The 13,773-nt window shown below is 49.7% G+C and carries 11 protein-coding genes; 6 read left to right on the top strand and 5 right to left on the bottom strand.

Going from position 1 to position 13,773, the window contains the following annotated elements; genetic code table 11:
* Positions 1 to 125: 125 nt before the first annotated feature.
* Together recJ and ACR0QT_RS06570 are read right to left on the bottom strand one after the other, a co-directional pair.
* The gene (recJ, locus tag ACR0QT_RS06565; RefSeq protein WP_432630066.1) at positions 126 to 1,820 is read right to left on the bottom strand and encodes a single-stranded-DNA-specific exonuclease RecJ; all 1,695 of its coding nucleotides are present in this window, start codon (positions 1,818 to 1,820) and stop codon (positions 126 to 128) included.
* Between the two features lie 150 nt (positions 1,821 to 1,970).
* Complete coding sequence (locus tag ACR0QT_RS06570; RefSeq protein ID WP_432630067.1) at positions 1,971 to 2,834, bottom strand: NAD(P)-dependent oxidoreductase; 864 nt, start codon at positions 2,832 to 2,834, stop codon at positions 1,971 to 1,973.
* 421 nt (positions 2,835 to 3,255) lie between these two features.
* On the opposite strand from ACR0QT_RS06570, the gene ACR0QT_RS06575 reads away from it, so the two are divergent.
* From ACR0QT_RS06575 to ACR0QT_RS06595, 5 genes are all read left to right on the top strand, one after another.
* On the top strand, positions 3,256 to 4,902 hold the full coding sequence (locus tag ACR0QT_RS06575) for a putative polysaccharide biosynthesis protein (protein WP_432630034.1): 1,647 nt from the start codon (positions 3,256 to 3,258) through the stop codon (positions 4,900 to 4,902).
* Positions 4,903 to 5,266: 364 nt separating this feature from the next.
* Positions 5,267 to 6,274: an aspartate--ammonia ligase gene (gene asnA, locus ACR0QT_RS06580; protein WP_432630035.1), complete on the top strand. Its 1,008-nt coding sequence runs from the start codon at positions 5,267 to 5,269 to the stop codon at positions 6,272 to 6,274.
* Positions 6,275 to 6,379: 105 nt separating this feature from the next.
* Positions 6,380 to 7,675: a TrkH family potassium uptake protein gene (locus ACR0QT_RS06585; protein ID WP_432630068.1), complete on the top strand. Its 1,296-nt coding sequence runs from the start codon at positions 6,380 to 6,382 to the stop codon at positions 7,673 to 7,675.
* Positions 7,676 to 7,712: 37 nt separating this feature from the next.
* On the top strand, positions 7,713 to 8,402 hold the full coding sequence (locus tag ACR0QT_RS06590) for a potassium channel family protein (protein ID WP_432630036.1): 690 nt from the start codon (positions 7,713 to 7,715) through the stop codon (positions 8,400 to 8,402).
* 278 nt (positions 8,403 to 8,680) lie between these two features.
* Positions 8,681 to 9,862: an iron-containing alcohol dehydrogenase gene (locus ACR0QT_RS06595; RefSeq protein ID WP_432630037.1), complete on the top strand. Its 1,182-nt coding sequence runs from the start codon at positions 8,681 to 8,683 to the stop codon at positions 9,860 to 9,862.
* A 258-nt stretch (positions 9,863 to 10,120) separates the two neighbouring features.
* On the opposite strand, the gene rpiB is transcribed toward ACR0QT_RS06595, so the two are convergent.
* The 3 genes from rpiB to ACR0QT_RS06610 all read right to left on the bottom strand — a co-directional run bounded on the left by rpiB (position 10,121) and on the right by ACR0QT_RS06610 (position 12,875).
* Positions 10,121 to 10,564: a ribose 5-phosphate isomerase B gene (gene rpiB / locus ACR0QT_RS06600; RefSeq protein WP_177977206.1), complete on the bottom strand. Its 444-nt coding sequence runs from the start codon at positions 10,562 to 10,564 to the stop codon at positions 10,121 to 10,123.
* 90 nt (positions 10,565 to 10,654) lie between these two features.
* Positions 10,655 to 11,731: a chorismate synthase gene (gene aroC / locus ACR0QT_RS06605; protein WP_432630038.1), complete on the bottom strand. Its 1,077-nt coding sequence runs from the start codon at positions 11,729 to 11,731 to the stop codon at positions 10,655 to 10,657.
* Positions 11,732 to 11,813: 82 nt separating this feature from the next.
* Positions 11,814 to 12,875, bottom strand: coding sequence for a lactonase family protein (locus ACR0QT_RS06610; protein WP_432630039.1), 1,062 nt, complete (start codon positions 12,873 to 12,875; stop codon positions 11,814 to 11,816).
* A gap of 293 nt (positions 12,876 to 13,168) precedes the next feature.
* On the opposite strand from ACR0QT_RS06610, the gene ACR0QT_RS06615 reads away from it, so the two are divergent.
* Complete coding sequence (locus ACR0QT_RS06615) at positions 13,169 to 13,702, top strand: helix-turn-helix domain-containing protein (protein ID WP_177977203.1); 534 nt, start codon at positions 13,169 to 13,171, stop codon at positions 13,700 to 13,702.
* Positions 13,703 to 13,773 lie beyond the last annotated feature (71 nt).

The raw sequence follows: 13,773 nt of genomic DNA on the forward strand, positions 1-13,773 counted from the left end.
TGATTTTCTCTTATTGTCAGAATTATTAATCCCGATTATAGTACGCAAAAAATGACCTGTCAAGTACGCATTCCCGTGCATGACAGATCATTTTCATTTGTTAATCCCGCGCTGAACAGGATAAATTAGTGGATCTTATATTCTTTTATCATAATTTGCAGACTTCTTCTCCCGTTGTACTCATTGATATCCGGATAATAGATCACATCGATCGTTCGCCGGTCACCGAGTTCCTCTAAGAACCGATCACCCTCGGTGAACAACATTCCATCCATCGGGAGACCCTGTGGGGTCACAAGCATCATTTTCACTGCGTTCCGGTTTTTCCCGAGGACACGCACACTCCGGATCATCAGATCTTTCTGGGCAAACTGAGGTTTCTCATTTCCATTTCCAAACGGCTCCAGTTTCCCAAGTTCCTGAATCAGCGGTTCTGAGACATACTCAAGCGGAAGGGGCACATCGATCCAGATTTTCGGGATAAAATCCGCAGGTTTGAGGTTCGCCTGCTCATTGAGCCTGCGCCGAAACTCATCCACATCTTCCTCCCTCAGTGAAAATCCTGCCGCCATCGGATGACCACCAAACTTCAACAGCAGATCCTTGACCCCGCAGAGGCCCTGATACATGTGGTACGCCTCAATCGAACGCCCGGAACCCTTGACACATCCTTCACTCCGCGTAAGCACAAGTGTCGGACGGTTCCACGCCTCCCGCACTCTTCCGGCAATAATTCCCGCCAGAGATTCATGACAGTCTGGAAGAAAAATCACGAGAACCGAGTCATTTGCATAGTGCTCCTCCACCTGCTCAAGCGCAAGTTCCACTCCATCCCGCGTCATCTCTTTTCGCTCCTCATTGAGCTCGCGAAGCTCCTCCGCCATCCGTCCTGCGCGGACATAATCATCGCAGAGTAAAAGCTCAAGCGCGAGTTTTGCAGTCTGGAGACGACCACTCGCATTCAGACACGGACCGATCACAAACCCGATGTGATATGCCGTCAATGACGTAATATCGAGACCACAGGCCTCAACAAGCGCGCGCAAACCAGCACTCTTTGTCTTTGCGATCTGTTTAAGTCCAAACCGCACAAGAATGCGGTTCTCATCCTGGAGTTTCATCACATCGCCGACGGTTGCAATCCCGGCAAACTCAAGCATATCAAGCCACTCCTGACGCGAAATTCCAAATCGCTCATAGAGCACCTGCACAAATTTGTAGGCGACAACACCACCACAGATTTCCGGAAACGGATAGGAACAGTCATCCTGTTTGGGATTCACGACGGCGTCCGCAGGTGGAAGACACTGCTCCCCATTCTCACCACGGACGACCTCATGGTGATCCGTCACAATCACCGTCATTCCAAGTTCCTTTGCACGTTCAATCTGACTGATCGCAGAGATTCCATTGTCGCAGGTGATGATCGTATCCACCCCATCCGCCTTCGCCTTCTCAATAATCTGCTCGTTGATTCCATACCCATCCTTGATTCGCTCCGGAATCTGGTAATCCACATGACCGCCACAGTGCGAGATTCCTTTATAGAGAAGATAGGTCGAGCAGACTCCATCAATGTCGTAGTCTCCGACAATCCGGATATGCACGCCCGCGCGAATCTTATTTTCCATGATCTCTCCTGCAAGATCCATTCCTTTCATCAGATGGGGATTGTAGAGGTCATCGAGGGTTCCGTACAAGTATCTGCGAATCTCCTCCTCTCCCTCCACATTTCGATTTCGAATAATCCGTGCCGTCACCGGGCTGATATGAAACCGTGACGCAATCCCATTAAAATCCGCCCGTTTCGTCTGAAGCATCCAGACACTCTGGCGCTTAGGCTGATGTTCCTTTTTCACTATCTCTATTGTCCTTCCCTGTCGTCATGTAAACGTTCTTCTTTTTATTCTAAGTCAATGTTCGCAAAACGTATGATTCTTCTTTATAATCAGAATCTCTGCGAAACATTTTTATTTTTCATAATATTTGAGGAGTGCCTGGGTTCCCAAATCTCCCATTCCTTCCTTTTCCATCTCCTCATACATGCCAAGCACATACTCAAGCATGCCAAGATGAAGGTCCGCGTCCTTTGCCTCCCCGTCTGCGAGCTTCATGTCCTTGATGAAATGCTTCACAAAAAATCCCGGATTAAAATCTCCATTCAGTGCTCTCGGAACGACGTTGCTCATCTGCGCGCTTCCCGCTGCTCCGGTCGAGATCGAATCAAGCATCGTCTTCGTGTCGAGTCCGACTGCCTTCGCGTAGGCAACTGCCTCACACGCACCGGAGATTGCTCCTGCGATTGCAATCTGGTTGCACATCTTTGTGTGCTGACCATTTCCAGCTTTTCCTTCATAATTAATATTCTTTCCCATCGCCTCAAAAATCGGATGACAAGCCTCAAAATCCTCCTGATCTCCGCCCACAAGGATCGTCAGCGTTCCCGCCTTTGCTCCGGAATCTCCGCCGGTCACCGGTGCATCCAATCCATGAAGTCTTGCCTCCTTCGCCTTCTCATGAATCTGAACTGCGAGTTTCGGACTGCTCGTCGTCATATCAATGACGTAAGCTCCCTTCTTTGCATTTGCAATCACGCCATTCTCGCCAAAATACGTCTCCTCGACATCCTTCGGGTAACCGACAATCGAGATCACGACATCGCGGTCAGCAACGCACTCTTTCACAGAATCTCTCCACTCAGCGCCCTCTGCGACAATGTCATCCGCCTTCGCCTTCGTGCGATTATACACAGCAACCTCAAATCCGGCTTTCATCAGGTTGCGGATCATTCCCTTTCCCATAATTCCGGTTCCGATAAATCCAATCTTCTTCAGCATAATTTTTTCTCCTCTCTTATCGCAAACTCTGATTATTTCTGCTTTCATTTCTTTCCGACAAATCTGCTCCCGCCATGGTATGAAAGTCGACGCAAGTATCGACTTGGCGCGCGTTTTCGGTCAGCTCTGCTGACATCTTCTTATCAGAATCACTGCACATCCATGCAGAGCGTATACAGAAACATTTTATCACATCCTCGAACAGATTGCCATGTCTGCGCGGAATCATTCCCATTCATCCATTACACAGTAATAAGGAATCTGTTTTTCAATCTGGTTGTGTCTCCTCCACAAATGCGTTATACTATGGAATAGCAAAAATACTGTTACTGTTTATACACGGTAACAAAATAATATCATCATACTCCGTGGTGTCTTCACAACACACCTCGGGAAATTACCAGGAGATTTTTTTATTATGAATGAAAAAGCAAACAAATCAGCCTCTGGCGGGAATGCCGGATTTCTGGTGCAGGGAAGTATTCTGGCCGTAGCCGGAATCATTGTCCGTTTCATCGGACTGCTGTACCGAATCCCGATGACCCGCATTCTGGGCGGTGATGGAAACGGTTATTACAGCACTGCCTATGAAATCTACAACATCGGTCTGATTCTCTCCTCGTACAGCCTGCCTTTAGCGGTCTCCAAACTGATCGCGGCAAGACGCGTGCGCGGTCAGTATCAGGACGCAAAACGAGTCTTCAAGAGCGGACTGATCTTCGGCTCAATCGCCGGCGGAATCATGACGATGATCCTGTTCTTCGGCGCAGATGCGATCACCTCGACCGTCTTCAAGAGCCCGAACAGTGCCCTGCCACTAAAAGTCATGGCACCGACGATCCTCGTTTTCTCGATCATGGGCGTAATCCGCGGATACTTCCAGGGTCTCGGAGACATGGTTCCGACCTCGATCTCCCAGGTCATCGAGCAGATCGTCAACGCAGGCGTCAGCATCGGCGCTTCCTACACGTTCACCGTATGGTTCGCCAGCCGTGACAACGTAGGTTCTTACAGCGCAGCCGGCGGAACCCTCGGAACTCTCTGCGGTGCACTCTCCGCCTTCGTCTTTCTGACGATCCTGATGATCCGCTATCAGAAGAGAAACAAGAGACGTCTCTCTCAGCCACAGACTGTCCCGGTTGAGACATGGAAAACGATCTACGTCGCCCTCTTCATGACGCTGACTCCGATCATTCTCAGCCAGTTCGTCTACCAGCTCAGCGGAACCGTCGACAATGCAATGTTCGGAAATCTGATGAGTGCAAAGGGACTGACCGAGAAAGAGCGCGCAACCTTGTTTGGTATTTACAGCAACAAGTACCGTCTGCTCTCCAATGTGCCGGTCGCAATCGCCTCGGCTCTCGGAACTTCGATGATCCCGAGCATTGTCCACTCTCGCACCCAGAGAAAGCACCGCGAGGTCAAATATAAAATCGGTCTGACCGTCAAGTTCAACATGCTGATCGCGATCCCGTGTAGCGTCGGCATGGGCGTTCTCTCCGCACCGATCATGCAGATCATCTTCGGTGACAGCAGAGAACTGACCGCCCAGCTGATGATGATCGGCGCACCCGCCGTCGTCTTCTTCTCCCTGTCGACCGTCACAAACGCTGTTCTTCAGGGAATTGACCTGATGCGCAAATCCGTCACCCACTCCGCAATCTCACTTGTGATTCACATCGCTCTCGTCTATGTGATGATTGAGCATCTGAATCTCGGTGTATACGGACTCGTGATCGGAAACGTCACCTTCGCCCTCGTCGTCTGCATCCTGAACTGGATCTCGATCGGCAAGCGCCTGCGTTACCATCAGGAAATCCGCACGACCTTCCTTCTTCCTCTGCTCTCCTCCGCCGTCATGGGCGCCTGTGCATGGGGAGTTTACGTCGGAATCCGTACCGTAACTCACAGCTATCGCCTCGGCTTCCTCGTTGCAGTTCCGGTCGCTATGGTCATCTATGGACTGATGATTATCCTGACCCGCTCTGTCACCGAAGACGAGCTCCGCGATATGCCGTTTGGAATGCGAATCGTCCGCCTGTGCAGAAAATTGCATTTGATGTAACACAATTATTTAATCCCGTATCCAACCAGGTAACTGTATTTTACTTACAGTTGCCTGATTTTTTCTTAATTAAAGGATGGCTCCCTCGGCGAAGAAGTTCCAGGGCAAACCCGTGTGAAGCGTCGGTGCTTAGACCGTGTGTTTTACGGTCTTATGCACCGCTACGCTGAACCCGGAGCGAGAGCGCGTTTGCACGGAATTCTTGCGCTGAGGGAGCCCCAAATAAAATTTTCTCTTGTGCAGATTCCTGCAAAATGATACCATAAAGAATAGTAGCTACTGATCCGCATTATTACATTTTAAACCTAAATCTTCAAGAAAGATCAGCCAGCTACAAACGACTCATTAATTTGGAGGAACCCCTATGGCATTGATTATTCCAGAAAACTATGACCCGCACCTGAGTGTTCGGGAAACCCAGGAGGCAATCAAATACATCCGCGACACCTTTCAGAAAGAATTCGGACGCGAGATGCATCTCGAGCGTATCTCTGCACCGCTGTTCGTCACCCGCGAGAGCGGTTTAAACGACAACTTAAACGGCGTGGAGCGCCCGGTTTCTTTTGACATCGCCGGCATCCCGGGACAGACGGTTGAGGTCGTTCATTCCCTCGCAAAGTGGAAACGTATGGCCCTCAAAGAGTACGGCTTCCAGCCAGGTGAAGGTCTCTACACGAACATGAACGCAATCCGCCGTGACGAGGAGCTCGACAACCTGCACTCCTGCTACGTCGACCAGTGGGACTGGGAGCGCGTCATCACCCGCGAGGAACGCACGATCGAGACACTTGAGGAGACCGTTCGCACAATCTTCAAGATCATCAAGCACATGCAACATGAGGTGTGGTACAAATACCCGCAGGCAGTAAAAGAGCTTCCGAACGACATCACCTTCATCACCTCCGAGGAGCTTGAGGAACTTTATCCGGACAAGACCCCGAAGGAGCGCGAGAACCTGATTACAAAGAAATACGGCTGTGTATTTCTGATGAAGATCGGTGACAAACTGAAATGTGGTGAGCCACACGACGGACGTGCCCCGGACTACGATGACTGGCAGTTAAACGGTGATATCCTGTTCTGGTACGAGCATTTAAACTGCGCTCTCGAGATCTCCAGCATGGGTATCCGTGTTGACGAGAAATCTCTCGCAGAGCAGTTAAAGAAAGCCGGCTGTGAGGAGCGCCGTGAACTTCCGTACCACAAGATGCTCTTAAACGGCGAGCTTCCGTGCACGATCGGCGGTGGTATCGGTCAGTCTCGTCTGTGCATGCTTCTTCTCGACCGCGCCCATGTCGGCGAGGTACAGGCAAGCCTGTGGCCGGAGGAGATGCGCAAGACCTGCCGTGAGCACAACATTTTCCTGCTGTAAATTTTCTCAAAAAATACTCTTTTGTGATACCCCCGCCTCCACAGGTGGGGGCATCCATTCTGAGTTATAAGGAATAAAGGAGTAAATTTAATGATGGATTTTTTAATCCGAATGATTAAGCGCACCACTCCGGTCAGAATCATTTCCCTCGGCTTCGCGCTCGCGATTCTGGCTGGTTCCGGACTTCTGATGTTACCATGTAGCCTCAAAGCCGGTGTCCACCTGCGCTACATCGACGCCCTCTACACCGCGACAAGCGCAGTCTGCGTCACCGGACTGATCGCTGTCGATGCCGGTGATACTTTTACCCCACTCGGTCAGTTTTTTCTGGCTGTCATGATTCAGGTCGGCGGACTCGGCGTCACTGCGATCGGTGCCGGAATCATCCTTGCGATCGGACGCAAAATCAACTTAAAGGGACGCATCCTGATCCGCGAGGCGATGAACCTCGACTCCGGAAAAGGAATGATCCGCTTTATCCGCGCCGTATTTTTCACGACCATCCTCATTGAATCGATCGGTGCTATCCTCAGTTTCTTTGTCTTTTCACGAAATTATCCCCCACTCAAGGCACTCGGAATCAGTATCTTTCACTCGATCGCCGCATTCAACAACTCCGGTTTCGACATCTTAGGCGGAATGCAGAACCTGATTCCCTACCGGGATGATGTATTCTTAAATCTCGTGACCTGTGCACTGATCTTCTTCGGAGGCATCGGCTTCCTTGTGATCTGTGAGCTCGTGCAGACACGGCTCCACTGGAACAAAATGTCGATGCACGCCCGCGTTGTCCTCTCCGTCAGCTTTGTTCTGACATTCGGGGGCATGATTCTCTTAAAAATGACAGAGGATTTCTCCTGGCTCGTCGCATTTTTCCACAGCGTCTCCGCGAGAACCGCAGGATTTTCCACCTATCCGCTCGGAGACTTCCACACACCGGGTCTCCTCGTGATGATGGTGCTGATGTTCATCGGCGCGTCACCGGGTTCGACTGCCGGCGGTATCAAGACAAGCACGGTCTTCGTCCTGATCCAGGGAATCAAGTCGGCGGCAACGAACCACACAGAAAAAGTCTTTCACTACGCAATCCCGAAAGGCGCATTCCGCAAAGCTTCGGTCATCACGATTCTCGGCGGAAGCATCGTCTTTGTCTGTACCTATCTGCTCTCGATTTTAGAACCACAGATTCCACTCACCGATCTCCTCTTTGAGTCCGTGAGCGCATTCGGTACCGTCGGACTCTCCACCGGAATCACGACCCAGCTTTGCACTGCGTCCAAACTGCTGTGCATCGTTGTCATGTACATCGGTCGACTCGGTCCGCTGACGATCTTTTCTATTTGGCACTACACCCTTGGAGAGCGCGTCCGCTATCCAGAAGGCAATATTTCAATCGGCTGACAGGTAAAACTGCCTGTCCTATGGAGGACTTTTATTCATGATCTTTGGAAAACATAAACCAGAAAAAACCTCTTACGGAATCATCGGTCTTGGACGATTCGGCTCCGCTCTGACCGCAGAGCTTGCGATGGCAGATGCCGATCTTCTCGTTCTCGACCGCGATGAGGACAAAGTCCGTGAGGCACGAGAACTGACCGAGAACGCCCTCGTCGTCGGAAACCTCGACAAGAAAACATTGATGGACACCGGCATCCAGAACTGTGACGTCGTTGTCGTCTGCATTGGAAGCCAGATGGAGGTCTCGATTCTGACCACCTTAAACCTTGTCAGTCTCGGCGTTCCGACCGTCATCGCAAAGGCAAACAGCCCGGAGCACGGTGAGATCCTTGAAAAGCTCGGCGCAAAGGTTGTTTATCCGGAGCGCGACATGGCAATTCGCCTTGCAAACCGTCTCGACAACAGCCGGGTTCTTGATTCGATTCAGCTGAGCGAGGAAATCAACATCTCAAAACTTGTCATTCCCGACCGTCTCGCCGGAGTCAGCATCCTCGAGGCGAACCTGCGCTCCCGTTTCGGCTTAAACATCATCGCAATCGAGAGTGGACAGACGGTGACCGATAACATCCGTCCGGACTATGTGTTCCAGAAGAATGACACGATCATTCTCTGCGGAAGCCGTGACGGTCTCTTCCGTTTAAACGAGTGGAATGAGGAAAATCATCGATAAGCGCTGTCGAATATTGTTGAAATTGTAGATATTTTCACATTCTTTGTATCAACTTTACGCGGGCATTTATAGGAATCTTGCCGGTTTTTCCTATGAATTGCCCGCTTTTTTGCACATTTCTTTCATTTTTCCTATATTTACTCTTGACATTGAGAATTTTTAGCGTTAAAATATTAACGAAATCAGAGATGATGAAAATACAAATGTGATGAATGAAACAAGGAACATGAGCTCAGACCAATAACATTTTAGAACTTAGAACAGGAGGATATGTTATTATGATGAGATTTACATTACCGAGAGATATGTACTATGGTAAAGGTGCACTTGAAGATCTGAAGAAATTGCAGGGCAAGAAGGCAATCGTTGTATCCGGTGGTCACTCCATGAGAAAGGGTGGATTCCTCGATCGTGTTGAGGCTTACCTGAAAGAGGCTGGCATGGAAGTCAAATTCTTTGAGGGTGTTGAGCCGGATCCGTCTGTTGAGACCGTTATGAGAGGCGCACAGGCAATGACTGAATTCCAGCCTGACTGGATCGTTGCCATCGGCGGTGGTTCTCCGATCGATGCAGCAAAGGCTATGTGGGCATTCTACGAGTACCCGGATACGACCTTTGAAGATCTGATCGTTCCGTTCAACTTCCCGAAGCTGAGAACAAAGGCTCACTTCTGTGCAATTCCTTCCACTTCCGGAACTGCAACCGAGGTAACCGCATTCTCCGTTATCACCGATTATGCAAAGGGTATCAAGTATCCGCTGGCAGACTTTGAGATCACCCCGGATGTTGCGATCCTCGACCCGGATCTCGTTGCTTCCCTTCCGGTTAAGCAGGTTGCTTACACAGGTATGGATGCTCTGACCCACGCAATCGAGGCATACGTTTCCACCCTGCACACCCCGTTCACCGATGCTCTTGCAATCAAGGCAATCGAGATGGTTGTCGACAACCTGCCGGCATCCTACAAGTGCAACATGGACGCAAGAGAGCAGATGCACTACGCACAGTGTCTTGCAGGTCAGGCATTCTCCAATGCCCTGCTCGGCATCGTTCACTCGATGGCACACAAGACCGGCGCAGCATTCTCAACCGGACACATCCCGCATGGCTGTGCAAATGCAATTTATCTGCCATACGTTATCAAGTACAATGCACATGAGCCGGAGGCAAAGCGTCGTTATGCCGATATCGCAAGAAGAATCGGTCTTGGCGGAGTATCCGAGGACTCTCAGGTCAACGCTCTGTGCGATCTGATCAGCGCATACAACACGAAGCTGAACATCCCGCACACTCTGAAAGAGTTCGGTATCGATGAGGCTGAGTTTAAGGAGAAGGTTGCAACGATCGCAGTCAACGCTGTCGGTGATGCCTGCACCGGATCGAACCCGAGATCTATCACCCCGGAGCAGATGGAGAAACTGTTCACCTGCACCTACTACGGAACGGAAGTTGATTTCTAAGTCCGTTATTTACATAAGTGATATAAAGCCTAATACACTTTGGCTTTATATAAATAGATATGCAAAGAAAGCCATGAAACTACAACTGCAAAATTCCTTTACCACTAACTTTTTATAATCCAGAGTGGATATCCCCTCCAATCAAGGCAGGGGGCATCCACAAAAGAAGGAGCCTCGCAATCGCCCGCGAGGCTCCTTCTTTTTCTCTCATATCTATAAATTTAAATTTCTATAAATCAAATCTCTCGCCCGCACATTTTATGCGTTCTTCTCGATCTCCATCAGCATATCGACACGGCGCTGGTGACGACCACCCTCGTACTCATTGTCAAGCCACTCGTCCACGATCATCTTTGCCATCTCGACACCGATCACGCGGGCACCGAAGGTCAGCACGTTTGTATCGTTGTGCTTTCTCGACATACGAGCGCTGTACGGCTCACTGCAGGTGCAGACGCGCACACCATTTACCTTGCCTGCTGCAATGCCGATTCCGATTCCTGTTCCGCAAATTGCAATGCCGTACTTTGCCTCACCGGAAGCAACCGCACGTCCGACTTTCTCTCCGTATGCCGGATAATCACAGCTCTCAGAAGAGTTTGTTCCGAAGTCAATGACCTCATATCCCTTTGACTCCACATATGCCTTGATCTCGTTTTTCATTTCCACTGCTGAGTGATCATTTGCCATTGCAATTTTCATTTTCCTGTCTCCTCCAAAAAAATTATAATAAACAATAATTATACAATACACAATATATAATAATACAACAATGTTAATAAATAAAATGTATCACAGCTTCGCACAGCGATTCTGAAGCAGAAGATCTGCGATCGTCAGCGCCGTCATGCACTCGACAACGACAACGGCTCTCGGCACGATCACCGGGTCGTGTCTTCCGTGAATCTCGATCTCCGTGTTCTCGCCGGAACGGTTCACTGTATTTTGCTGTCTCGCGATCGACGGTGTCGGCTTGAATGCCGCGCGCAGAACAATCTGGCTTCCATCGCTGATTCCGCCCAAGATTCCACCGGAATGGTTGGATGTCTTCTCAACACTTCCGTCCTCCGCAATCCGGAACGGATCATTGTTCTCCGAGCCACGCATCTTTGCGACTGCAAACCCATCTCCGATCTCAAATCCCTTGACTGCCCCGATCGACATGATCGCTTTCGCAAGACAGGCATCGAGCTTGTCAAAGACCGGCTCTCCGACTCCTGCCGGAACTCCGTCTGCAACACACTCGACGACACCACCGGCAGAATCCTGTTTCTCGATCAGGCGCGCAAGATACTCTCCTGCCTCAACTGCACAGACCGCATCTGGCATGTTTAATGGATTTCGATCGCGCTCCGCAATGTCAAAACGCTCCGGATCGATCTCGAATTCCCCGATGCTCTTCACATACGCCGTCACCTTGATTCCAAAATGCTCAAGCAGTTTGCACGCGACTGCACCTGCCGCTACGCGCGCCGTCGTCTCTCTTCCGGACGAACGTCCACCACCTCGATAATCTCTGAATCCATACTTTGTATCAAACCCGAAGTCCGCATGTCCCGGACGATACACGTTCATGATGTTTCCATAATCTCTGGATCTCTGATCCGTATTTCTCACCATCATCGCAATCGGAGTTCCCGTCGTCTTTCCCTCGAAAACGCCGGACAGGATCTCTACAAGATCACTCTCCTGTCTCGCTGTCGTATAACGGCTCTGTCCCGGTTTTCTTCGATTCAGATAAGGCTGAATATCCTCCTCGCTCAGCGGAAGTCCCGCAGGGCATCCGTCAATCGTGACGCCGATGCCCTTTCCATGCGACTCGCCCCAGGTCATAACACGGAATACCGTTCCAAATGTTGATCCTGCCATTCTCTTTTCACTCCTAATTACTTACTTGAAATTTTAAGTCGCCGTCTCTCTTAATTACTTAATCTTTTAATCTCGTAATCGCTTAGTCGCTGACCTTGACGATTGCACAGCTGTTCGGCTCGTTGCACTTGATCTCATTTGCGCTCATGATCAGCAGACCTTTCTCGTAGTCCACCTTGAAGAACGTGATCGTGCCACTTCCATGGTTGATGCAGGCGATGTGCTTGTCATCCGGGAATACGGCGATATCCTTCGGATACTCTCCGCTGATCGGCAGACAGCAAATCTGGGTCAGCAGACCCGTCTCCGGATCACGGTTGTATACAGAAACGGTCTCATCTCCGGCATTTCCACAGAACATATGCTTCTCATCCGGCGAAAATCTCAGCGCACACGCAGCAGTCTGCTGGCTTGCCTTCTTTCCGGTCGTCGAGATCGTCTGGATCTTCTCGATCTTCGGCACACGATTTCCGGTCTCGTAAGTAAATACATCGATCGTGTTCTTCTGCTCGGACAGCAGGTATGCAAACTTTCCATCAGCGCTGAAACGGAAGCAACGCGGTGCGGACTCGATGTCGCACGGGATCATGTCAACCTGTACCAGATGCTCGTCCTTCTCATCGAACTTGTAGATCTTTACCTGATCCAGACCGGAGTCAACTGCCAGAACAAACTTGTTGTCCGGAGTACGACGACAGCAACTTACATGCGGGCGGAAATTTCTCTCTGCAACGCTTCCGAGTCCCTTGTGGAAGACACCGTCCACGATCTCGCCGACTGCTCCGTCTTTTCCAAGGCGCAGAACCGTCGCTTTTCCATCGTGATAACCGGATACGAAGATATATTTGTCATCGGCATCGGTCGAGAGGTGACATCCTCTCATGCCATTGATCTTTGCACTGTTCAGTCTGGAAAGGCTTCCGTTCTCGAGAATCCGGAATGCCACAACGCCCTCATCTGCGATCGAGTAAAGCGTCTTTCCGTCACTGGAGGCAATTACATAGGAAGAGTTGTCCACTTCCACCTCACAGCGCTTATGGAAAACACCCTTCTCCACATCCACATCATAAACGGTAATGCCTTTCGCTTTTCCTGTGTAAGAATAGGAACCTACATATGCCATATATTTTCCTGAAACAGCCATTTTTCATTCCTCCTTGAATCCCCTGATTGGTCTCTCATTTATCTTCACAACACTGTTTCTATCTTACCACACTCTACTGAAAAAATCTATTGAGAATCTATTGACATACCGAGATTTTTCTGTATAATGAATGTTGTTTTGTGTTTATTAATACTAAACTTTGAGATTAATTTTACATTGATTTAATATTTCTAAACTTTTTGGTTAATCATTAGGCGTGTTTTCGGCGCGTCTTCGATATGCAAAGCAACAAAAAGCATCCGGAAATATTCGGATTTTTAGGAGGCATCTGTATGGATATCGGTTTAAAGCTGAAAGAGCTGAGAGTCTTAAAAGGACTCACACAGGAAGAGCTTGCTGACCGTGCGGAACTGTCCAAAGGCTTTATTTCCCAGTTAGAGAGGAACTTAACTTCCCCTTCGATTGCGACCCTGACCGATATTTTACAGTGTCTCGGCACTTCTCTGGGAGAATTCTTCAACGAGACGCCCGAGGAGCAGATCGTATTCGGAAAAGCGGATTATTTTGAGAAATATGAGGCAGACTTAAAAAACACAATCAAATGGATCATTCCAAATGCACAGAAAAATGTGATGGAACCCATCCTCCTCACGCTGGAAGCCGGCGGTTCCACATACCCGGATACTCCCCATGAGGGCGAGGAATTCGGATATGTTCTGCAAGGCAGTATCGCCATCCACATAGGGAAGAAAACCTACCGCGCAAAGAAAGGCGAGTCCTTCTACTTCACTGCGGACAAACAACACTTTTTGACGAGCAAGACGGGCGCAACCCTGATCTGGGTCAGCTCTCCGCCAAGTTTTTAACTTTCAACTTTCATATCGACTGATAAGACAGATAGATAGGATAGACAGGACAGATAGATCACAGAAGATCA

Origin of the sequence: Brotaphodocola sp. (assembly GCF_050873365.1) — a bacterium.
Classification (GTDB): Bacteria; Bacillota; Clostridia; order Lachnospirales; family Lachnospiraceae; genus Brotaphodocola.